Source organism: Bradyrhizobium sp. SZCCHNS1022 (assembly GCF_032484835.1).
Taxonomy (GTDB): domain Bacteria; phylum Pseudomonadota; class Alphaproteobacteria; order Rhizobiales; family Xanthobacteraceae; genus Bradyrhizobium.
The window spans coordinates 254,652-277,217 of the sequence record NZ_JAUETT010000007.1 but is presented as its reverse complement, the minus strand read 5'-3'; the positions used below and the strand labels follow the sequence as shown (position 1 = coordinate 277,217).

Genomic DNA, 22,566 nt, shown 5'->3' with positions numbered 1-22,566 from the left:
GTCAACCAAAGACCCGACTGAATATCGAACGCGTCGGCGCGTCAGTCTCTCCCGTCAAGTCGCGGAGCAACTGCGTCAAACCACGGTTGAGCACAGCGCATTTCCGTGTGGCCTTCACACCAAATTTTGAGGCCATCGCGATGTCCCGATCATAGGGGATGATGATATCGGGGGCCCGGCCAACCGCACGAATGAACTCGGATTCCGGCAGCGCTCCGTCGGCCCCGTTCATGTTGAGAACATGCAGCGTCCTGCGCTCGGCAGAATTGGGCCCGATCCATTCGCGCCAGCGCGACAGTTCTCGCGCCGACGCCAGACTGGCATCACTGACCAGGACACAGACGCTCGGCTGGTGCAGCACTTGAGCCAGCCCCAACGCAACGATCGACGGCAAGTCGACAAAGACGAAACGATACCGATGCAGCAATTTTCCCAGTAGCGAGAGCACGGCGTCTTCGGCCAGCGTCGTGCTCTCGCTCAGCGGTTCAAGAGCCGCCAGCAAATCGAGACGCTCGCGCACATGTATCGTTCCGCGTTCGAGAAAGAGCCTGTCGACGCGCTCGGGCTTTTCGAACGCTTCGCGGAGCGCATGGCCCGGCGTCGAATCAAATTGCAGCGCGGCGTCGCCGTTGTGCAGGTCGAGATCGACAACCATGACCCAGCGTTGCCTTTTCTCGGCCAAATACCAGGCCGCGTTGGCCGCGATCGTGGTGGCTCCGACGCCGCCGCGCACGCCGATCACGAAGACGAGCTTGCCGGTGCGTTGATTCGGCGAATGTTCGCCTCCGTCACGCAGAATCCCGCGGCAGATCGCTTTAACCACGTCAATGATCAAAGGCTTGAAGAAATATTCGCTGACACCGGCGTTTTTCAGGTCGCGGTAGAGAACGATGTCGTTCCTGTCGCCGATCGCCACGACGCTGACGCTCGGTTCGCATCGTTCCGCAAGCTCATAAATACGTGCGAGCGGGTCATCGACGCCGCTCAGGTCCACAAAGAGAAGACGCGGCGACGGCTGCATGGCGAGGTAGGCTGTTGCGGTTTCGACCGTACCTTTCTTGAACTCGGCGTCGTCGACGCCGAGATCGCTGAGCGATTGACGGATGACTCCCTCGGAGTCCTGATCGGATACAAAGACCGTCGCAACCGGCGCCGCTTCCTGGGCGCGGGTCCGGCCGGGATCATGTCCGGGCGTATCCATCACTTTGGGCCTCTCTCGACGTTACCGGGCGCGATGACTTGCCGGGACAAAAAGGGCGCGCTGCCGCCAGACGAGTTGGGCGGACGGCGGACCAGACATTCGAGCGAACTCCCGGAAAGCGACTCGTCCGGATTGCATTTCCGCAGTACCTGTGCCCCGATCTCCCTGAGAGCTGGCGAAACATCCGACGCCCAGACCGGCCCGGCCTCCGTCTGTCCTTCAGGTCGCTCGACGGCTACGCGCTCGAGAGGCCGAACCGCAAGCTGAAACTTACCCAGCTGCGCGGCAACCATGAGCGCCTCCGCTTGCCGTTCAAGCAGCTCAAGCGTGACCGTCTTCGGAATACGGGCCTCGGCGCTCATCGCAGTCGCTACTTTGGTCGACTGAGTCAGTGACTGATCGATGGCGATCACTCGCACGTCGCGCAGCATAGTCTCGCTGACTGTCCTGCGCCCGGGATCAGTTGCTTGTTCGCCGAAGCTTTGCGTCAAAATCACATCCACACGATCGCCGGGCAAAACCATCCCTGCCGCGCTTTGTGCCGCATCAACGAAAATCGATACGGCACGGTTCCCCGGCTTGAGCACTGCGGCGAGAAATTGCCGATCGCCGGGCTTGACGAACTCGCTCGCGATCAGCGGCTCGCCCTCGGCGAAATTGCGCCGACTGATCGCGCCCAAGAATTCCGCTTCCGAAATCTGGCCACGCATGAGATATCCTGGGCGAACCTCACCCGGCCCCACGTCCTTCCAGGCAATATCCTCTTTTCGCAATAATGTGCCGAGGTCGATTGTACGGGCCGCCGCCAGGACCGCCGGTCGGCTTTCGACCGGTTTTTCGACTACAGCGACAGGGCGGTTTCTCATCTGGCCGAACCACACGATGAAGAGGCCAACTCCGACGAGCACGAAAACACCGCCTATGGCGAGCAGGATGTTGCGCAAAAACATTGAAAGGACTTTCTGGCGGCGATGTCGGTACGCCGCCCAGTATCAATGCAACCCGGCGGTCAAACCGGAATCCAGCTTGTTGTACTCATACTTGCTGCTAAGCTGATGATTTTGATTTGAATCAATGGTTCCAGCCCCTCGACGACCGCCTCGCGAGAACAACGAGACGGTTCGTCCCGGCCTCCGCCAATGCCGATTGCAGCGTGCAGTTCAGTCGAACTTGAATCAACTGAACTTGAAGCCCTTCTGGCGGAAGAGGGCAACGCAGGCGTCGACAGCCGCCGGATCGTAAATACGGTTTTTCCCAGCCTCGATCTCGGCCAGAGCCGCATCGAGACCAAGCCCGGCCCGATAGGGGCGATGCGACACCATCGCGTCAACTACATCGGCGACCGCCAGGATCTTGGCCTCGATCAGGATGTCCTCGCCTTTGAGGTGGTTCGGGTAGCCCGAACCGTCGAGCCGCTCGTGATGCTGCAGGATGGCTTGGGCGACGGGCCAGGGAAACTTGATGCCCTTTACGATGTCATATCCGGTTTGCGCGTGGGTCTGGACCATCTGGAATTCGAGCGGCGTCAACTTGCCGGGCTTGCTCAGGATCTCGGCCGGCACATTGATCTTGCCGACATCGTGAATCAGGCCTGCAAGGAAGACGCCCTCGATCTGCTCCTCTGTCAGACCGATCGCGCGCGCGATTGCGACCGCGAGATCGGCCACCCGGCGCTGATGGCCTGCCGTGTAAACGTCGCGCATTTCGACTGCGGCGGCGATCGCCTGGACGGTCGATTTCAGGTTTTCCTGCACGACCGAGAGCGCCGCCTCGTGCCCGGCACGGTCGCGCCGCGCTGAAATGCCAAACGCAAGATCTCCAGCCAGCTCCTTCAGCAGGACGACCTCCTCCGGGCCGAAGGCATCCTGTTCGCTCGCGTAGAATGCGACGCTGCCGAACACTTCCGATTTATTCTTGAGAGGCAGTGTGATGCAGGCGTTGAAACCGTATCTGAGCATGTCGGCCCGCCAAGGCAGCATATTCGGATTGGTCGCGACGTCCTGGTTGATCTGCACTTCACCGGTCCGGATCGCGGTCCCGGTCGGGCCCCGTCCCCGCTCGGTGTCCGCCCAGGTGATATTCGCCGTTTGAACAAATTCGGGATGCTCGCCAGCCCATGCCACCGGCCGTATCGACTTGGCCTCGTCGTGTTCGACAAAACCGATCCAGGCCAGGCGATAGCCACCGAATTCCACGCCGATCCGACACATTTCGTCGAGCAATTCCTGCTCGGTTGTTGCGCGCACGACTGCTGCGTCGGCGGCGCTGAGGGTTCTGAGCGTCCGGTTGAGTCGATGAAGTGCGCGTTCCGCCTGCTTCCGCCCGGTGATGTCGTGAAAAGTCGTGACGACCGCATGTGGAGCCGTCTCCCCCGCGAACAGCAAGGGCTGCGAATTGATGGAAATCCAGGTCGGCGCCCTGTCGGGTTGGCACAGGCCCATCACCACATCCTGTTGCGGCTGGCCGGTGCGCAAGGTGACCATGGAAGGGTGAGATTCTGCGGGGAACGGAGTTCCGTCTTCACGAATGCAGGGCCAGGGGACGGTGTCCGATTTCAACCCAAACAGCCGCCGTTCGGAAGGCCCCCCAAGGATTCTCGCGGCGGCCGGGTTGGTTGCAATGACGTCTCCGCTGGCTGCCTGAAACACAACGCCTTCGGCCATTGCCGCGACCAGCGAACGATACATCGCTTCGCTCTCGCGCAGCTTCACCTCGCTTTCACGCAGCGCCTCTTCCGCGCGTTTGCGTTCGCGCCGCCCTTCCGTCTCGGCCATGGCCCGCTGCACGGCGGAGGGCAACCGCGCCAGACGGTCCTTGAGCACGTAATCGTTGGCGCCTGCCCTGATCAGTTCGACCGCAGCCTGGTCGCCAATGAAACCCGAGACCGCGATCACAGGCAGCTCCGGATCCTTCTTTCGAACGAGCTTGACCGCTGCAAGCCCATCGAAATCGGGCAACTTGTAATCCGCCAATATGATGTCCGGCTTGAACTTGTCTAGCGCCTCGGCAAAGCCTCGCCCGGTCGCGGTCCGCTCCACGACGATTTTGAGGCCGGCCTTGCGCAGCGTGCGCTCGACCAGCTCCGCGTCGGTCGGCTCGTCCTCCAGGATCAGGATCTTGAGAGATCTATCCGGTGCCGGATCCATGCGCGTGCGTCCGATCTAAAGCGGCGGCTTGTTGACAAGCAGCCAAAAGAGGCCGAGCTGCGCGACCTTGGTGGCGAACTCATCGAACTCCACCGGTTTGCTGACGAAGGCGTTGGCGCCGAGCTTGTAGGCTTCCACAACGTCGCGATCCTCCTTCGACGATGTCAGAACGACGATAGGAAGTACCTTCAACACAGCGTCGGCCCGGACCTTGCGGATGACCTCGAGCCCATCGACCTTGGGCAGCCTGAGATCGAGCAGGACGACCTTCGGCTGGATCGAGGCCGCATGGCCGGCGGAGGCCGCGCGGTCGGCGAAGGCGCCCCTGGCGAACAGGAAGTCGAGCGCCTCGGCGCCGTCCTTCACCCATACAAGCCGGTTGGCCAGATTGTGCTTCTTGAGCGCGCGGATACAAAGTTCCGCATCGGTTGCATTGTCCTCGACCAGAAGAATTTCGACCACTGCGTTTGCGTCAGACATGAGAGTCCTCCTGGACAGGCAGGGCAAAATAAATCGTCGCGCCCTCGTTCACCTTGCCATCGGCCCACACCCGCCCATCGTGCCGCGCGACGATGCGCTTGACGATAGCGAGCCCGATGCCGGCGCCGGTGAATTCGGCGCCATGCAGCCGCTGGAACGCGTCGAACAGTTTACTGGCATATTGCATGTCGAAGCCCACGCCATTGTCCTTGACATAGTAGATTGTTTCCTTTTCGCCAGTGGTCGAGCCGATCTCGATGACGGCGTCGGGCTTGGGTCCGGTGAACTTGATGGCGTTCTCGATCAGATTGGTCCAGACCTGCCGGATCATGGCCGCGTCGCCCTGCGCCGGCGCCAGCGGCTTGATGTCGAAGGTCAGCTTGCGCCCCGCGACCGTCGGCTCGAATACCCTGAGCAGGTGGCGGACCAATCCATCCATGTCGATCTGCACCGAAATCAACTCACTGCGGCCGACCCCCGAAAACGCAAGGATGTCGTCGATCAGCTCGGCCATTTTGAGCGTGCTGTCGCGCACGACGTTCAGCACCCGCTGGCCCTCGGCGTCGAGCTTGCTGGAATAATCTTCCAGCAGGAGACGGGAGAAGCCGTCGATCGCCCGGAGCGGCACTCTGAGGTCGTGCGAGATCGAATAGGAAAATGCCTCCAACTCCTTGTTGGACGCTTCGAGCCTTGCGTTGGCCTTCGTCAGATCCGCTGTCCGGAGTGTCACCAGCTCTTCGAGGTGTTGATGTTCCCTGCGCAGTTCCTCTTCAATGGCCCGAACACGCAAGGCGTTTTCCTTGAAGACCTGAACCGCGCCAGCCATCGCGCCGACCTCGTCCTTTCGGCCGAGGGAAGGAATTTCGCTTTCCAATTCTCCACTGGCGAGGCGCTGCATGACATCGGTCATCTTGACGATCGGATGGATAACGCCCTTTACGACACCGGCGATTCCGGCACCAACAATAACAAGGACGAGTGCGAAAATGCCCGAGGGAACCCAAGTGAAAAATCTAACTCGCCTGGCGGCTTCGGCTTCAGTGGCAGCATTATCATCCTTGGTCTGTTTGACGATCTCTTCGATCACTGCGCGATGCGCAGTATAGGCCGCCGTTATGTCCGCATATGATTTGGCCGCCGCAGCGGTATCGGCCGTGGCCAGCGCGGGCAAAAAAGACTGTTCAACCAAGGTCCAGAAGCGCTGGACATCACGGTGCGATTTTTCGAGCAGCTTCTTCTTGATCGCGGGATCAAGGCCGGAATTCGACCAGAAGCTGTGTCTCTCATCATAGTCCTTCTTCAACTGAACCAGCCGATCGCGGTGCATCGCGAACGATGGGGGATCATGGAGGGCTAGTGTCGCTTCGAGATAGGCCTCGATGACGTATTCTGGCGGAGGCAGAATGTCCGAGACAAGATCGTTCCCAAGTACGATCCTGTTGTAAATAGGGCCGCCGACCTTGAGTTGGGAGAGCGCATAATTGCTCGCGACGATCACCACAACGAGACCGACCACCGTGAGCATGCCAAATGCAAAAATGGCGCGTGAAATCGTGATTCGAATTCTCATAGCCGCCATCGTTTAGGGTCGGCCAAGCGTGAAATGGCACTGCAAACGTACTCGGTGACGTCGCGCGCCGCGGCGAAGACGCCGGCTACTTTGCCCCTCTCCTCTTGGTAGACGCTCGCGTTGCGCGAAATTTGCTGCAGTGCCGTCAATGCGTGAACGGAGAATGCGATCAATATCACAGCCAGAAAGATCGCCAGTCCATGACCGACAAAGACTGCGATTATTTGCTTGTTCTCCGGCTGTTTCACTCGTCTCTCCGGATGCAAGGCTCCGCATCGATTGCCTTATCCCCGACGACCAGAAAGATTTCGACCACGGCGTGCGCTTCAGGCATGAGAGTCCTCCCGAACCGGCAGGGTAAAGTAAAACGTCGCGCCCTCGTTCACCTTGCCTTCGGCCCACACCCGCCCGCCATGCCGCACGACGATGCGCTTGACGATAGCGAGCCCGATGCCGGTGCCGGCGAATTCGGAACCATGCAGCCGCTGGAACACGCCGAACAGTTTTGTGGCGTATTGCATGTCGAAGCCCGCGCCGTTGTCCTTGACGTAGTAGGTGGTTTCGTCCTTGCCGGCGGTCGACCCGATCTCGATGACGGCGTCGGGCTTGGGCGCGGTGAACTTGACGGCGTTATCGATCAGATTGGTCCAAACCCGCCTAATCATGGCGGCGTCGCCTTGCGCCGGCGCCAGCGGCTTGATGTCGAAGGTCAGTTTGCGCCCCGCGACGGCCGGCGCCAATTCCTCGATCACGGCGCGGACCGCCTCATCCATATCGATCCGCGCCGGCGCGATCTCGCTGCGGCCTGCCCGCGAAAACGCTAGGATGTCGTCGATCAGCCGGGCCATCTTGATCGCGTTGTCGCGCACGACGTTCAGCACCCGCTGGCCCTCGGCGTCGAGCTTGCCGGAATAATCCTCCAGCAGGATGCGGGAGAACCCGTCGATCGCCCGGAGCGGCACTCTGAGGTCGTGCGAGACCGAATAGGCAAATGCCTCCAGCTCCCCGTTGGTCGCTTCGAGATCACCGTTCGCCGTGGTCAGTTCCGCCGTGCGCATCGCAACCAGTTCTTCGAGATGTTCGCGCTCTTTGCGCAATTCCCTTTCCGTCCGCCTCAGCGCGGTGACGTTGCGCGCCGCGGCGAAGACGCCGGCCACGTTTCCTTTCTCGTCGCGGTAGACGCTCGCATTAAAGAGAACGTCGGTCACATTGCCCGAGACGTGACGAATCGCGAGCGGATAATCGGTCACGAACCCCTTCGCGTAGACCTCCTGGTATCCGGCGCGCGCCTTGTCCGGCTCGGTGAAATAGGCGGAGACATCACTCCCGATGAGCGCCTCGCGCGCGATCCCGGTAGCCAGGATCGTCGCTTCATTCACGTCGGTGATCCTCCCGTCCGGGTCGATCGTCATAAGCGGATCGAGGCTAGCCTCGATCAGACTGCGGGTGTAGAGCGAGGCCACACGCAGGTCCGCCTCTCGTTGCCGCAGCGCGTCCCCCGCCTGCTTCAGCTCGGTGACGTCGCGCTCGATCGCCGATGCGCCGATGATGTGCCCCGCGTCATCCTTCACCGGAGACATCGTCAGCGACACGTAAATTTCCTTCCCGTCTTTCCTGCGCCGCGGTGTCTCGAAATGCACGATATGGCGTCCTTCCCGGATCAAGGCGAGATTGCTTGACATCTCCTGCCTGCGCCCGGGCGGCATCAGGACCGAGACCGACCTGCCGACCACTTCCTGCGCGGTGTAGCCGTAAATCAGCTCTGCGCCCTTGTTCCAGCTGGTGATGACGCCCTCCAGCGTCTTGCCGAAGATCGCATCGTCGCTGGACTCCACGATCGCCGCGAGCTGCGCGTTCCGCTCCTCGCTCCGCTTGCGCTCCGTGATGTCGCGCGCCGCGGCAAAGACTCCGGCCACGTCGCCCCTCTCGTCGCGGTAAAGGCTCGCATTATAGAGAACGTCGATTGCAGCGCCAGAGACGTGACGAATCGCCAGGGGATACTCGGTCACGAAACCCTTCGCGTAGACTTCCCGGTAGCCGGCGCGTGCCCTATCCGGCTCGGTGAAGTAATTGGAGAAATCGCTTCCAACCAACACTTCGCGCGCGACCCCGGTGGCCCGGATCGTGGCTTCGTTCACGTCGGTGATCTTGCCATCCGGGTTGATGGTCACCAATGGATCGAGGCTCGCCTCGATCAGACTGCGGGTATAGCGCGCGGCCGCCCGTAGGCTCCCTTCATTCCTCGCCAGCGCATCCAGCATGTGATTCAAGCTGGAAGCCAGCCTGGTGATTTCGTCCTCGCCACCCGGAATGTTCGCTCGCGTCGCGTAATTCCCGGCCTGCACTTCCTCAGCCACCCTCACCAGCAATCCGATCCGATGCCCAAGCCGGTTCGCGATAAGGAGGGCTGCGAGCAACGCTGAGATCGTGGCAAGCAGCACGAAGAGCGCACTTCCCAACGTCAAGCGTCGCAGCTCGCCGGAATTTTTCTCTCGCCCCAGCCCGATCCTTGCCCAGCCGACATGCCTTTGACCGACACTGACGGGCACGGCGACCTCGGCTACGGACGCGTCGTCTCTCATGACCCGGTTCTCGGGTGGCGCCTCGAGGAGAGCCAGGCTCTTCTCGTCGGAGAGGAACTGCCCCACCTTCGCCAGGTCGCTGTGCGCCAGCACACGGCCCGAGGGAGAAATGACCATGGCATAACGAAACTCCGGATACCTCTGCAAGGAAAGAACGACTTCCTCCAAGCCCTCCACGTCGTTTGCCAGCACCCAGGGAACGGAGTTGGCCGCAAGTGACTGCGCCAAGCCTGTCGTTTCATTGATGCTGTTGAGATGACGCTGGGTCCTTTCGGACTCCACCAAATAGATCGAAAAGGCCGAAATCAGGAAAAAGAAGCCGACCACGAAAGTCAGAATGATCTGCCGCCTGAACGACCTTCGCGATGCAATTTCCGAAGGACCCATTTGCTCTCTCGCTATTGGTTATCGAGCGGACGCACGGTCTGGCTGAATTTTTTCAGAAAATCGTCGATCACGCGGTAGCGCCGGTCATCCGCAAGTTCGAAGCGGGATAACGGCATGCGCGCCAGGATCTTCTTCCCTTCCTCACTGGTGTGCAAGGTGTCGAGCAGTTGCGCTACGCGCTTCACGAGTTGTTCGGGGAGATCATCCCTGGCCACGACCCCGTTGTTGATGAGCGGTTCGGTTTCCCATTTGAGTTCCAGCTCGCTTGCCTTGTCAGGGTGTTCTTTCTGAAACGCCTCCCACGGCAACGGCCAGGTCACACCGGCGGCGACATTGCCGAGATACACGTTCATGATGGATGATTCCTGCGAACCGACATAAATGTTCTCAATGTCGCGGTTCACGTCCAGGCCGTGGGACTGGAAATAGTATTGCGGCATCATGGCGGCGGCGAGCGCAGTGCTGGCGGGATACGACACCTTCTTGCCCTTGAGGTCTGACAGGTTCTTGATGCCACTGTCGCGCCTGACAAGAACGACGCCGGTGAACTTGTAGTCGTCCCCCATCTTGGCGATGACGTGGTAGCCGTGGCTCAGCGAAATCAGCGTCTGGTATGGATTGGGGAGAGCGAACTCAAGCTCCCGTGCGTACAGCTTTTTCTCGAAGGCCTCGTAATTGCGCGAGGCTTCCAACCGGAACGAGGCGCCCTGAATGTTGCGATTGAGATAATCGATCAACGGGCCATAGATTTCGAACATGCGTACCGGATTGTGCAGGGGATGGATGGCGAAAGCATATTCCTTGCCGGCCGCCGCCGGCGCCTGCTGCGTGAACTTGGGTTCGGCCGCTTTGTCCTCCTCGCTCTGACCGCATCCCACAAGCACGAGCGCAACAACTCCAAGCAACAGGATTCTCCTCGCCTCACTCATACGAGGCGGTTCGAAAACCAGGTGGCAGAAGGCTACAATCCGCCGACACAATACCGCCGGGGACATCGCTCCATTTTGGATTTCGAGCCCGGCGTGCGCTTCAGACATGAGAGTCCTCCCGTACCGAAAAGGTAAAATAGAGCGTCGCCCCTCGTTCACCTTACCTTCGGCCCACACCCGCCCATCATACCGCGCCACGATGCACCGGCCGATAGCTAGCCCGATGCCCGTGCCGGCTAACTCGGAACCATGCGCCCGCCGGAACACGCCGAACAATTTGCTGGCGCACAAGGGACAAGAGCCATTACTTTGGAGTCGCAATGCCGCTGCAATAGAGAAAGCCGCTCAAACGGCACCTGTATCTCTACGAGGCGTTCTTCGCCGTCCTGGTGACGCCTTCGACAGACCCGACGTTCGGCGGAAGCCGTGCGGTACCGCGTTTCCGTGGTTGCTAATTGCAACGCACGTGTTTGCAGCGCCCGGTCGAGACGCCGATCTTGATCTTCCAATTCTTTGCGACGTCCGGAACGCTTGCGTATCTGAGCGTGCTGTTCAGCGATGAGCTGATCCGACAGATCGAGTTGCCCGATGCGAGACTGCTCCGCCAAAGTCGAACGTGTCGATGAAGCCAGAGAGGACTCATGCACTCCCCCACAGCTCTTTCTTTGAGAGTATTTCTTCATTGTTTCCTTGGGCCCGTTCATGTCGGACATTCGACAGAAAATGCCCGCTCGACAAAGCTTGTACTTATGACTTCCCAGAAGGCATACGGCTGAGAGCCGAACGGCTCCACTTGCTGACCAACGGCTAACGCTGCATGCATGCGGCGTCGCTTCGTTGATGCAGATCAACCTCTGGAAGATGTTTGCGTCAGATTCTCTTTCAGAGCGACAAGGCCGCGACAAATAAGACGCGCCCACAATGTCCCAGATGCCATCTGAGCAATGTCGTGTCTACAATGTATGGGGCGCTCCGACGCGGCGGTTCAACATCGCGCTCGGCGGCCGGCGAGCCGTGGATAAGCCGAAACCTTCGAGCAGAAAGGAAGTCGAGATGAAGTTCAGAACTACGTAGCTCATGGCGAACATGACCGCCTACCCGGTCCCGCTCAGAAATCAGGCATAGATCATCGATTCCGCGATGCTCGACCTGGACCTCAGGCCGTTCGTGACGACGGTGATCGACGTCCACGCGCGTTGTCCCCTGAGCGCGACCGTATCGCTCACGGCCGCCATTGATATCGCCGCGACGCTGGACCGGCGAGTCCTTCGGTCGGGACTTCCTGAAGAGGTCTGGATCGACAACAACTTCGAATACCGCCGCCATTCGGCGCTTCGCTCTTGGGCTGAGCGACATGACATCTCGATCATCTATGGCCCCATGCTGCGGACGAGGGCACTCACCGAAAGGCCTCTGCGCGAGCTGAGCGAACTCCTCCGCAACAAGCGTTTCACGACGCTGACGGAGCTCTGCGACGACATCGAACGCTGGCGCCAGTCCTACGCCGGAGCCGCCCGCACCATCCCCAACGTCAACGAGCAGTACACGATGATCATCGTGACGGCCGACGACCGCATGAAGGGCATGACGCAACGGCTGCGCAGGGTGTCAAGCTCAAGCATGCATTCTGCCTCGATCTCGCCGCCCGATCGTGTGGCTTCAAAGATTTGCACAACTACCTTCGGCGCGACCTCGAAGAGCCGCTCAGCCTGCTCGATGACGACCTCTCGGAGGATGACTTCGCCGCTCGCGACGCATTCCAGATGGCCGCGTTGCAGACCGCCGGACTGGGCGCCGTTGCCGGCGAGTTGTTGGACCGCGCGAACCCGACGGGGTCGTGGGCCAAGCAGCCAGCCGAGGAGCCGGTCTGGGAAGCGGTCGCCGACAACGACCCGCTCTAGCACGACATCTGACTGCCTCACACCATCAAAAGCCGAGAGGAGCGGCTTCCGAAAAGTTGGCACACCCAACCGGCTGCAAATAATGAAAATCACAATATATTGTTGTAATTCTATTGCCCAGCGCCGTGCGGCGGTTTCACCATCGAACGGGCCTTAGGTCACATCCAACCAGACCGTTTGGCAAACGGATCCCCCTGTAAACGGCGCGAAAAGTCGGTCGCCGGATATTTCCGATCCGCCACGCTCGCCGCAACCACCCTACCAGCATGCGCTCTGTCGCAGGCGGTCCGCGCGGTTTCGCAAATTTTTCGATACGCTCTTATGTGTCGCGTGCGACAATCTTATGCGTCGCACCGCCAACGGAATCATTGGATTTTTGGTTAATTTCACCGCTTTATGCGGTGCGGCACACAGTGTGTGACCTTTGACGGTCTCTCAGGGCCGGATAGGAGGAGGTCGGCCGCTCGCGACCGAGGCTTCACTTTCGCAGCCGCCACGCCGCGATTTTGTTTGTGGATCCGAGGCCTATCGGCTCAAGAAATTCAGGCGTTTCGCCGCGGACCAGGGCTGCCTCCAAACCATCTGGGGCGCGTTCAATGACGCTTCGATCTGGGGACGTGCGGCAGATCACCACGTAATCGATCTGGCGATCCAACAGCATTCGATGCGCAACCGGCGCTGGCGCCATCATCAGCTGGAGCATTGCGAGATTGCCGTCATTGTTGCGATGGTACGGCGCGGCGAACACGTCGTGGTCCGTTTCCGCCAGTATGGCCGGTCCAAAATCGATCGGCGCCATCACGCGCCCCTTGGGAAGCTGTCTCATGGAAGCGGCGTCCGAAACGCTCTGGCACCTCAACGCATCGGGGTCGAAGATCATCGGCTGCGACTTGAAGATCAGCTCGATCAGCGGCTTCGCGGAAGGCCCCAATATTGCAAACATCATCGGTGAAACGGCGAATGCCAGCAGCACCAGGTTGCTTCCAATGGCGAGCGACGGCCAGAGCGTCACGGCGCCCGCGGCGAAAATCGGGGCTGCCACCATGTTTGCGCCGGCTGCGCCTCGCACCTCCCAAGCGCTAATTCCGATCAACGAGGCGAGCGTCACGACGCCAAGCACCCAACGGAAGCGATCCTGCGGATTCGACCGGAGAAGCGCCGCAACAGCTATCCCCAACGCAACGAAAGGAAAGGCGTAAAAGCCGAGAACCACCTCCGCACCAAGCCGGAGCATCCTCGCAAGTGAGACAGTCTCTTGAACGTTATCGAGCCATATCGACACCACAAGCGGATCAAGCTGTGCGTAAGGCAACGCAAGTGATCCCGCAAACAGCACGATCAACGCGCCCATCAAGCCAACCGCCACTGCGCTTGCAGTGACAACGCGGAGCCATAGAGCAGAGCGGACATGATCAATTCCGACCATGAAGACCAAGCCGACGCCACCGCCGACGGTCAGCAGCAGTAGCGGACCGCCCAACGCGTCACAGACGGGCGCCGCCAGCGCTTGCGGCGAAAGCAAAGCCAATGCGAGTAGCAGCGACGAGGCCGCCAGCGCGATCGCAAAGGCTGCAACTTGGCGCGCGACGGGAGCGCCCCGCCATATGAATAGCCCGACCACAGCAACGCTTATCGTGGCGATCGCAGGCAGCATCTCGACGCCGATGGCCAGCGATAACGACGCAGCGAGGCCCGCCAACGCGGCCTTGATCGCACTCCGCTCGATCTGCAACGTGAACAGGACCATGGAAAGCAACAGATCGATCTGGGCGTTGTGATGATCGATCCCGCCTGGCCGGAAATGAACGAGCGCCGGCACCGCCAGCATAGCCAGCACGGCGGCGCCGATCTGTGACGTTACGGCGCCGTCGCTCATCTGCCGGGCAATCGCGACGGCAAGCGCGATAGCAATGGCGAACAGCAGCAGAGGCCAGATAAACAGCGTCACCGCCTCGGCGTGGTGCATTCCGATCAGAGGCTTCAACAGCAGGATCGAGACGGCCAAGGGCAGATCGATAAGGCGCGACCAGTGCATCGGCACGCCAGGCGGGTCCAGTCGATATTGCCGGAGGTCAAACCACCCTTGCCCGTTGATCAGGTCGCGCACTTCGACCAAACGCATGGCATCGTCGGTGGACATGGCATCGAAGACGCCGGTCTTGATCGACAACAGTTTGATCGCGAGCACAACCGCGAGTCCGAGCCCCGTTATCAGGACCCCGGCACTCACCCTTCGCGGCTCCGTCGGAGAAAGGCTCGAGATTGAAACGAGATCCGACATCGGTCGTCCATCAATACCAGCCGCGACAACGACCGGTTTCCACATCAAAATCAAGAACGCGAGGCGCCTGCGATCCCTCCCACACGCCGGCGGCCGGAGCGCCTCAGATCGCCCGAGCGCTCCAAGTTATCATCACATGTTAAAGAAACTACTATGCACGGACTGCTCGTCCTGGATTCGCGTCGATCCGTCATGACAAGCGGAGAGATCGCACGAAGCGATTTGGCGACTACTTGAGGCTGAAGCGGAGCTCGGGCTGATTCACGTCCACCAGGGACGCTTTTCGACGCCTGGATCCGAGAAGCAAGGATCTGAAGAGATGTTTGGTCAGAAGAACGGCTCCGGCAGCCACGACGGCGCCGCCCACGACGTCGATGATATAGTGCGCGCCGATCAAGGGCGTTGCCGCAATCATCCATGTGTTGAGCGCAATCGTTGCCCACCGGAAAGCTCGGACCGGCCACACCGCCCACATATAGAGAACCGCCGACGCCGTATGGAAACTTGGAAAGGAGACGATGCCCGACAACCTGAGCAGTTCAAGATGACGGAGCGACCCATCGCGTAGCGCCAGGATATCACGAAGCTGCGCCGCATAATTGGTCGAATCAATCAACGGAAATTGCTCTGCCGGCGACAAGCCAAGACCATAGTAGGTCCCGACGGCCGGAACGAACACTGAAATGACGATCGTCACGGCGAGCGCAAGGTTCAACGCAAGTACGAACTGCTGAAGCCTCGTGAATCGCAGCGTCATCGTCAAAATGATGGGGATGCCCAGCAGCGGCCATTTGATGAAGCCATAACCGACGTTCAGGTACTTCACGAGCCAACTGTGCTCGTTGAAAAAGGCTGCGATCGGTTGAGGGTCCATCCCGATGGCACGGTCAATTACCAATAGCGTCTGGTCCTGCAGCGGCCAGTTCAACGCGTTTGCGACGTAGCTCAGCGGTCCAACAATCGCCGTGACCACTATGATCTGGGCCGTCGCGCCAAACCAGAAGACGAGCTTAGGATCTGCAACATCCGGCTTTATGAGCGCGGAACCATAGGCGACAGCCGCAAGTAGAAGAGCAATTGCAACGGCAACGCCGAAGGCCATCGGTTCCAGGGAAAAGTTCGTACACAGTGTGACGCAGAACAGCACAGCCCCGAGAATCGCGACGGGTATCCAATTCAAGTTGAATGTGCGCCAAGCAAGACCGGCCTCGTCGCTGTTCATTTCCGACCAAATTGCAATTGCTCTTGGCGGCGACTATTATCGGCATTTGCTAATGTAGACTAAAGACGCCCCCCTACATTGTATTCCGATCGTCCGGCAGTCCTCGTCGGGGGCTGCCTTTACGTTTCCGGTCGGCTTGACGCTCTTTTGTATCCCGAGACGCACGCTTGGCGCCAGGACCGGCCAATGAATTGCTGCTGCAATGGCAGGCTATCGCAACCCAGCAGCGACCTTCGGAAGCAACCAGGCTGCGATCGCCGCATGGCCCGCTTTGTTGAAGTGCTGACCGTCGACCTCAAGATTGCTCTTGCCGGCAATGCTTCCCAGGCGAACGAGCAAGATCGACTTGATGCCGCGTGCCCGAAGTTGTTGCTGCATCTCAGCCACATTCTTCGCTGTGTCGAACCTGCAAGTGCCTTTCCAGGCGTCGTTGCCGCCGGGTTGAATGATGACCACCTTCGTGTCGGACCCGATTTCGCTGTCCAATCGAGATAGCATGTTGCAAGTCGTGTCTCCGGCAATACCGGCGTTCTTCACCTCGACGCCGATGCCGCGGGCATGGAGCAGCTGTTCAAGTTGAGCGGGCCAAGCGTCCGAAGGCACCACCCCGCCATGGTGGCTACCCCGTCCTGCGCCGATCGTATTGCTCGCACCGATAGCGACGACTTGGGCGGCCGAGGCCGGTCGGCCCGCTTCCATCGTCAACAAGAGCAACGCCGCAGAAAAGGCGGCAAGTCTTCGGTTCAAAATCATATAAAATCCCCTTCGGTTTTATGTCCGCTTGTATTCCGGCTCTTTGCTCGCCCAAGCCCCGGTTCAGTAGCTAACGTAACCTAAATTCGATCACCCATTTCAATCGAAAAGTTTAGTGTGCGTTGCTCCTGCGAGAGACCGGCTGCGCCACGACGTGAGCGCGTTTGGTGTGCGGCGACCGGACCTGACCCGAACGCCCATCGGATGAGCCGACCCTGCGAACATCCGCGCTCGGCCGCAGCGCGAGTTCGGCGCGGCTCTGCGCCGGACCATCAGTCGCAAGGGCGGCATCCGCGGTGCCAACGATTCGTGCTTCGCTGAGAGCGCCGGGATTCATCAGCATAGGCACCATGCCTGCCGATCTCGGCTGGGCCGCCGGGAGCTGGGTCTCGACGCCCCGGATCGATCCGGTGGTCCACAGCTCCTCTTGCTCCGGCACAGAACCGAACGGCACCAGCGCGGCGCCAAACAGCAGCGTTGCCGCCAGCCCTTTCGCAAGCGGAGGCGCAGCGCGAGGCGACATTGCGAGCGTCGCGAAGGACCGTATCGCGCGCCAAGCCGGCATCCCCGCCGACGAGCCTCGGCCAGCGCCGGGTCCCCGAACGCCGCTATCGCACTCTCCCGCAACGATCGCAGAGGTCGCCGAGCGGAGGACGCGGCGCGAGGTGTCCAACACCAGCACAGTCAGGCATGCGAGAAAGCCGAGGCTGCCGCCGACGGCGGGCAGGATCGGACAGGTCTCGGCAAGAAGGACGGTCAATACCAACGACACCAACACCGGCCGGATCGGACCTGCCAACCGCTCCGGCGACGACATGCCGAGAAAGCACCCCGCATAGAATGCGTCTTGCAGACATGGATCATTCGGCTGCATTTCATGGAGCGCGACGAGGCCGACGAACGCAACGGTCGCGGCGGCGAAGATCCTGATCACGCGGCGCGACGCGGCCACCCGCGGTTGCCGCAGCACCAACAGGGTGGCGAGCATGCCGGTCGCGCACACCGCGAAGATCCGTGCCACCGCGCCGGGATCGCTGTCGAAGGCGTCGACACGAGCAACGCGAAACAACTCGCCATCCGAACCGAGCAAGGGCCCGAGGCCGACGAAGAGAAAGGACGCGATGGCCGCGAGCCCACCGAGCCGCCCGCCATAGCCGCGCAAGATCCCCCTCCGCCGCAGGTCCATTGCGCAGGCGAGACAGAACACCAGCCCGCAAAAGATCGACAGCAAAGAGAACGACGCACTGACCGGCAGGCCCGATCGGGCCACGCTCTCGCTGAGGACCGCAACCGGCGTCATCCCGCCGAAGCTTCCTCCATAGGCCGAGGAAAAGAAAGCGCTCGGCACCAGTTCGGCCCACCCCGACAAGATCAGTGAGGCGCACAAGAGGATCGTGACGGTTGCCGATGCAATTGCGGGAGGCACCCCGGAACTGCTCAGATCCAGGGTAAGAAGGCAGCCCAGGAAAGCCCCCACGAAGGAAGCGACCGGCGGGCAGCAGAGCTGCAGCGCGTTCCCGGCGCCGCCGGGATGGATCGTGGGGCCGTTCACCTCCCGCCACGACCGGGGGTCAAAGGTCCGCGGCACTTCTTCAGGGAGAGAATGGAAATCTTCCATCCGGTTACTCAACTCACAACGCCACACACTGCATCACGCCGATGACGCCGAGCTGCACCCGATCCGGGTCGACCTCAGCACCAGCTGGCTACGGCGACGAGCATCGAGCACGACAGCCGCACCAACTGACGCGTCAAGAATGTCTCAAATTTGCCGCGACCTGGAAGTATCCGGTTCCAGATTGAGAAAAATGCGTTCGGAAAATGCACCGATCGTTAATTTTACAACCTGTGTGTGTAGCTCGCCCCCGCCGGGCTCGAGCAGCCAGCACCAGGGCGACGCCGGTCCGCGCCCTTGATATGATGGTTAACAGACATTGATAGACCGTGACGTGCCGACATTCGGCGCGAAGAGCGCGGCGCGACGGAAGTCCGTCGTAAGGCGCCCAAGCTGATCCCGGGATGGCGCCAAACGTCGGCCTCTCATTCGACGGGCCTGCCGCCGCCGTCCGATGCGCGTTCTGCCGGTGCTTGCCGCGGCCGACGCCGACATCGCACGATCGTTCGTAAAGCCGCATGGCGCGAACCGCATTCGCCGCAGGGCGATCGCATATGGCGCAAACTGGATCGGGCCTCATGGTTCTCCCGGCAATGCGTAGCATCGTCCGGAGACGCGCCGCATGCGGCGCTCCTCACCATGAGGGTCTGCCATTTTGCCGCAAACCAGCCCTCGTCCCGAGGAGCTCGCCGGAGGCGAGCGTCTCGAAGGACGGCCGCGGAAGAGATCCGTCGGCCGAGTTTTTCCCCATATGCAGTAGCCCTGGCATTCGCCGGATGACACGACGCCGCCGAGCGGGTAAGCCGTCGCCCCGGACTGACACGAGCAAGACGAGCATGGTTGCGGCCTATTGCGGCATAGACTTCGGCACTTCGAACACCACCATCGGCATCAGCGATCCAGAGAAAGCCCGCCTGCTCCCGCTCGAAGACCGCCACCTGACGCTCCCGAGCGCGATGTTCTTCGATTTCGAGGATCACCGCACCCATTTCGGACGCAGCGCGGTCGATCATTACCTGAAGGGCCATGACGGGCGCTTCATGCGCGCGCTGAAGAGCATCCTGGGCACGGCGCTGATCCACGAGAAGACCTATATTCGCCAGAAGGCGGTGCCGTTCTCAGGGATTCTCGGACTCTATTTCGCGCATCTGAAGTCGCAGATGGAACGCCAGCTCGACCGAGAGATCACGGAGGTCGTGCTCGGCCGCCCGGTGCGCTTCGTCGACAAGGACGATGCGGCCGACGCTGAGGCGCAACATGCGCTGGAGAACATCGCCCGTGCGCAGGGCTTCCGGACCATCGCCTTCCAATACGAGCCGATCGCCGCCGCGCTCGATTATGAGCAGCATGTCCGTGGCGAAGAACTGGTCCTGATCGCGGACATCGGCGGCGGCACCTCCGACTTCTCGATCGTGCGCGTCTCGCCCGAGCGGCGCAAGCGGGCCGAGCGCGCCGGCGACATCCTGGCCAATGGCGGCATCCATATCGGCGGCACCGATTTCGACCGGCTGCTGAGCCTTAAAAGCGTGATGCCCGAGCTCGGCTACGGCAGCCCGACCGCCGACGGCAAGCGCAGCCTGCCCTCGCTCTATTATCATGAGCTCGCGACCTGGCACCGCATCAACCAGCTCTACAAGAAGAACGTGATGCCGGAGCTGCGGCAAATCCGCTACGAGGCCGCGCGACGCGACCTCGTCGATCGCTTCATCGCGCTGGTCGAGGCGCGCCAGGGCCATGCGGTCGCCATCGGGGTCGAGGAGGCCAAGATTGCCCTGACGCGCGCGGAGACGGCGGTCTCGGCGCTCGCCGATCATGGCGCATGGGCGAAGTTCTCCTTCACGCGGCCCGCGTTCGACGCCGCCATCGCTGACGCCGTCGAACGCATCGTCGCAACGGTGCAGCGGCTGTTGAAAGACGCACGCGTCGCGGCGACCGATGTCACCACGATCTTCCTAACCGGCGGATCGAGCATGGTGCCGTTGCTGCGCCAGGCAATTCTGGCCCCCTTCCCCGGTGCACGCGTCGCCGAAACCGACCTGCTCGGCAGCGTCGGCATCGGGCTCGCGCTCGACGCGCGACGGAAGTTCGGCTGACGGCCGTCGAACGTGCGTTTCCTGCAACAGGTCAGTCCGATCCGATCGGCATACCCAGACGTGGGAATTGCCATGCCGTCACCGATGTGATTAGTAGCGCTCTGCGTCGAGCACTTCCGCTCCGCATTCAAGACCGAGGAGACAGACGATGATCGCGATCGTTCGTTGCTCCATCCGGAGCCACCGAGCCTGATCCTCGCGTGAGGCGGGGGGGCTGAGCCGGACTCTTCGCGCGCTTAGAGCGCGCGGCTCTCTCTGTTTCTTCCAAGGTTTCTCACATGGGCAATTCCCATCTCGTGGACGGCCGCGTGCCAGTCCACGGTTTCTACTCGTCCAGTTCCTGGATCGAGGGCGCCGCCGTGCGCCAACTCCAGTCGGTTGCGGACATCGAAGGCATCATCGCTGTCGCCGGCATGCCGGATCTGCATCCCGGCAAGTTCGGTCCGGTCGGCTGCGCGATCCTCGCGGACAAGATCCACCCGGCCTTCGTCGGCTCCGACGCCGGTTGCGGCATGGCGCTATTTGCGCTCGACCTCGCCGTGCGGAGAATCCGCCTGGACAAGGCCGCCGAACGGCTGCGCGACGTTGCCCGGCCCTATGACGGCGATATTGCCGGCGAACTCGCAGCGGAGGAGTTGGCATCCTGCGATTTCGACGAATCGCTCGGCACCATCGGCGGCGGCAATCATTTCTGCGAGCTGCAGGCGGTCGAGGAGGTGTTTGATACCTCTTTCGGCATCGATCGCGATCGCGCGCATCTGCTGGTGCATTCGGGCTCACGCGGTCTCGGCCACGCGCTGCTCGAAACGCACATCGTGGACGGACTGCGACCGCTCGATCCCGAGAGCGAAAGCGGCCGTGCGTACTTGCAGGCGCACGACCACGCGCTGCGCTGGGCCGCACTCAACCGCCGGCTGATCGCAAGGCGCGCCGCCGGGGCGCTGCGCTGCGAGCCAGCACCGGTTTGCGAGTGTTCGCACAATTGCGTCGAGCATCGCAGCGACGGTCTGCTCCACCGCAAAGGGGCAGCGCCTGCCGACAAGGGCCTGGTCGTCGTCCCGGGATCACGCGGCGCGCTGTCCTATCTGGTCGAGCCGCTTGCCACGGCTCCGCCCGAGGCGCTGTCCTCGCTCGCCCATGGCGCCGGCCGCAAGTACGACCGTTCGTCGATGATCGGACGTGTTGGCGCAACGAAATCGGAGCGTGAGCGACTGGCACGCAACCCGTTCGGGGGCCGCGTGATCTGCGAGGATCGCGCTCTCCTCGCCGAGGAAGCGCCCGAAGCCTACAAGCCGATCGGAGGCGTGATCGCCGATCTCGAAGCGTTTAGCCTCGCCCGGGTGGTTGCCTCGTTCCGACCGCTGGTGACCGTCAAGAAGATCGCAGCCGAGCGCCCGCGCAGCGAGGACCGGCGATGATCCGCCTGCTGTTCACTTCAGGACGCGGTCCAGCCGAGTGCCGGATCGCTGTCGCGCATGCGTTGCGGCGGCTGGCACGCGAGGCCGCGACACTCGACTGCGGCTGCACCATTGCCGAGCAGCATGCCGACCAGCACGGTCCGGCCTGCGCCATCGTCGTGCTCGATGGCGAGCCGGCCCCCGCGCTTGCGGCGCGATGGACGTCCGGCACCGTGCTATGGGTGTGCAAAAGCCCGTTGCGGCCGAACCACGGCCGCAAGAACTGGTTCATCGGCGTGGTCACACTGCCGGCACCCGAGGCTCTCGGCGTTCCTGCACACGCGGACATCCGGTTCGAAAGCTTCCGCGCAGGTGGTCCGGGCGGCCAGCACCAGAACACGACCGAAAGCGCGGTACGCGCGGTGCATGCGCTGACCGGGCTCACTGCAATCGCGCGCGACGGCCGCTCCCAACATCGCAACAAAGCGCTCGCCCTCAGGCGCCTCGAAGCACTGCTTGATGCGCAGGCGCGTCTCGTCCGCGACGGAGAGGAGCGCTTGATCCAGGCTGCACATCACGGGGTGGAACGTGGCTCCGGCGGCCTTCGCTTCGAGGGCCCTGACTTCGAGCCTGCTGGGCGTTGAAGCGGTAACAGGCGGCGACCAGGCTCCTCACGGTCCCTGGTCGCCGACATTCCTCATAACGCGTCCAGTGTGCCGCGCCATGTCATATGAAGCAGGTCCAATCGCCTCGCTTTGCGCTTGAGCCACAGACAAGCTCTGCAGCATGCGCACGCCCTGCTGCAAACCGCGCGCATGTTTCTGCAACCGTTGCTGTGCGGACGCACCGCCATTCAGCGTCATTTCAACGACTGGAGCATCATTTGAAAACTGGCGCGGAATTCGTCGGCTTTATCGACCTCCCACATCACACAACGGCGAGGCCAGATCCGAACAATGGATCGTGACGCGCGCCAATGGGTTGGGGCCGCCAACCATTGAAGCTGCGA

General features: G+C 61.5%; 16 protein-coding genes and 1 pseudogene. 4 read left to right on the top strand and 13 right to left on the bottom strand.

Annotation, left to right across the window (positions count from 1 at the left end; all coding sequences use genetic code 11):
* Position 1 precedes the first annotated feature (1 nt).
* From QX071_RS31575 to QX071_RS31540, 9 genes and pseudogenes are all read right to left on the bottom strand, one after another.
* Positions 2–1,201: a CpaE family protein gene (locus QX071_RS31575; protein ID WP_315706456.1), complete on the bottom strand. Its 1,200-nt coding sequence runs from the start codon at positions 1,199–1,201 to the stop codon at positions 2–4.
* Positions 1,201–2,151, bottom strand: coding sequence for a Flp pilus assembly protein CpaB (gene cpaB / locus QX071_RS31570; protein ID WP_315706457.1), 951 nt, complete (start codon positions 2,149–2,151; stop codon positions 1,201–1,203). The genes QX071_RS31575 and cpaB overlap by 1 nt, the downstream gene beginning before the upstream one ends.
* A gap of 225 nt (positions 2,152–2,376) precedes the next feature.
* The gene (locus QX071_RS31565) at positions 2,377–3,975 is read right to left on the bottom strand and encodes an HD domain-containing phosphohydrolase (protein ID WP_315706458.1); all 1,599 of its coding nucleotides are present in this window, start codon (positions 3,973–3,975) and stop codon (positions 2,377–2,379) included.
* Between the two features lie 27 nt (positions 3,976–4,002).
* Positions 4,003–4,347: pseudogene (locus QX071_RS34160) on the bottom strand (response regulator); the annotation flags it as partial.
* Between the two features lie 15 nt (positions 4,348–4,362).
* On the bottom strand, positions 4,363–4,827 hold the full coding sequence (locus QX071_RS31560) for a response regulator (RefSeq protein WP_315706459.1): 465 nt from the start codon (positions 4,825–4,827) through the stop codon (positions 4,363–4,365).
* Complete coding sequence (locus QX071_RS31555; RefSeq protein ID WP_315706460.1) at positions 4,820–6,397, bottom strand: sensor histidine kinase; 1,578 nt, start codon at positions 6,395–6,397, stop codon at positions 4,820–4,822. The genes QX071_RS31560 and QX071_RS31555 overlap by 8 nt, the downstream gene beginning before the upstream one ends.
* Positions 6,394–6,645 (bottom strand): hypothetical protein, encoded by a 252-nt coding sequence (locus QX071_RS31550; RefSeq protein WP_315706461.1) that lies wholly within the window; start codon positions 6,643–6,645, stop codon positions 6,394–6,396. Before QX071_RS31550 ends, QX071_RS31555 begins: the two co-directional genes overlap by 4 nt.
* A gap of 78 nt (positions 6,646–6,723) precedes the next feature.
* Positions 6,724–9,306, bottom strand: coding sequence for a PAS domain S-box protein (locus tag QX071_RS31545; protein WP_315706462.1), 2,583 nt, complete (start codon positions 9,304–9,306; stop codon positions 6,724–6,726).
* A 71-nt stretch (positions 9,307–9,377) separates the two neighbouring features.
* Entirely contained in the window at positions 9,378–10,403 is a 1,026-nt protein-coding gene (locus QX071_RS31540) for a phosphate/phosphite/phosphonate ABC transporter substrate-binding protein (RefSeq protein ID WP_315706463.1), read from the bottom strand.
* 1,559 nt (positions 10,404–11,962) lie between these two features.
* Here QX071_RS31540 and QX071_RS31535 point away from each other — a divergent pair.
* Positions 11,963–12,196 (top strand): hypothetical protein, encoded by a 234-nt coding sequence (locus QX071_RS31535; protein WP_315706464.1) that lies wholly within the window; start codon positions 11,963–11,965, stop codon positions 12,194–12,196.
* Between the two features lie 478 nt (positions 12,197–12,674).
* Here the strand turns inward: QX071_RS31535 and QX071_RS31530 are convergent, their stop codons facing one another.
* From QX071_RS31530 to QX071_RS31515, 4 genes are all read right to left on the bottom strand, one after another.
* Positions 12,675–14,477, bottom strand: coding sequence for a hypothetical protein (locus QX071_RS31530; protein ID WP_315706465.1), 1,803 nt, complete (start codon positions 14,475–14,477; stop codon positions 12,675–12,677).
* Positions 14,478–14,706: 229 nt separating this feature from the next.
* Positions 14,707–15,699 (bottom strand): phosphatase PAP2 family protein, encoded by a 993-nt coding sequence (locus QX071_RS31525; protein ID WP_315706466.1) that lies wholly within the window; start codon positions 15,697–15,699, stop codon positions 14,707–14,709.
* A 210-nt stretch (positions 15,700–15,909) separates the two neighbouring features.
* Entirely contained in the window at positions 15,910–16,452 is a 543-nt protein-coding gene (locus QX071_RS31520; RefSeq protein ID WP_315706467.1) for a GDSL-type esterase/lipase family protein, read from the bottom strand.
* Positions 16,453–16,564: 112 nt separating this feature from the next.
* Positions 16,565–17,878 carry a hypothetical protein gene (locus tag QX071_RS31515; protein ID WP_315706468.1) on the bottom strand — a complete coding sequence of 438 codons (1,314 nt, stop codon included), beginning with the start codon at positions 17,876–17,878 and terminating at the stop codon, positions 16,565–16,567.
* Positions 17,879–18,903: 1,025 nt separating this feature from the next.
* On the opposite strand from QX071_RS31515, the gene QX071_RS31510 reads away from it, so the two are divergent.
* The 3 genes from QX071_RS31510 (at position 18,904) to prfH (ending at position 22,201) form a co-directional block, all read left to right on the top strand.
* The gene (locus QX071_RS31510; protein ID WP_315706469.1) at positions 18,904–20,160 is read left to right on the top strand and encodes an Hsp70 family protein; all 1,257 of its coding nucleotides are present in this window, start codon (positions 18,904–18,906) and stop codon (positions 20,158–20,160) included.
* A gap of 278 nt (positions 20,161–20,438) precedes the next feature.
* Positions 20,439–21,578: an RNA ligase RtcB family protein gene (locus QX071_RS31505; protein WP_315706470.1), complete on the top strand. Its 1,140-nt coding sequence runs from the start codon at positions 20,439–20,441 to the stop codon at positions 21,576–21,578.
* Positions 21,575–22,201, top strand: coding sequence for a peptide chain release factor H (gene prfH, locus QX071_RS31500; protein WP_315706471.1), 627 nt, complete (start codon positions 21,575–21,577; stop codon positions 22,199–22,201). Before QX071_RS31505 ends, prfH begins: the two co-directional genes overlap by 4 nt.
* The last annotated feature ends 365 nt before the right edge of the window (positions 22,202–22,566 follow it).

Coding starts and splice junctions, on each gene's coding strand:
- QX071_RS31575 (WP_315706456.1), bottom strand. CDS start 1,201: ATGGATACGCCCGGACATGATCCCGGCCGGACCCGCGCCCAGGAAGCG.
- cpaB (WP_315706457.1), bottom strand. CDS start 2,151: ATGTTTTTGCGCAACATCCTGCTCGCCATAGGCGGTGTTTTCGTGCTC.
- QX071_RS31565 (WP_315706458.1), bottom strand. CDS start 3,975: ATGGCCGAGACGGAAGGGCGGCGCGAACGCAAACGCGCGGAAGAGGCG.
- QX071_RS31560 (WP_315706459.1), bottom strand. CDS start 4,827: ATGTCTGACGCAAACGCAGTGGTCGAAATTCTTCTGGTCGAGGACAAT.
- QX071_RS31555 (WP_315706460.1), bottom strand. CDS start 6,397: ATGAGAATTCGAATCACGATTTCACGCGCCATTTTTGCATTTGGCATG.
- QX071_RS31540 (WP_315706463.1), bottom strand. CDS start 10,403: ATGTCTGAAGCGCACGCCGGGCTCGAAATCCAAAATGGAGCGATGTCC.
- QX071_RS31530 (WP_315706465.1), bottom strand. CDS start 14,477: ATGTCGGATCTCGTTTCAATCTCGAGCCTTTCTCCGACGGAGCCGCGA.
- QX071_RS31525 (WP_315706466.1), bottom strand. CDS start 15,699: ATGAACAGCGACGAGGCCGGTCTTGCTTGGCGCACATTCAACTTGAAT.
- QX071_RS31520 (WP_315706467.1), bottom strand. CDS start 16,452: ATGATTTTGAACCGAAGACTTGCCGCCTTTTCTGCGGCGTTGCTCTTG.
- QX071_RS31510 (WP_315706469.1), top strand. CDS start 18,904: ATGGTTGCGGCCTATTGCGGCATAGACTTCGGCACTTCGAACACCACC.
- QX071_RS31505 (WP_315706470.1), top strand. CDS start 20,439: ATGGGCAATTCCCATCTCGTGGACGGCCGCGTGCCAGTCCACGGTTTC.
- prfH (WP_315706471.1), top strand. CDS start 21,575: ATGATCCGCCTGCTGTTCACTTCAGGACGCGGTCCAGCCGAGTGCCGG.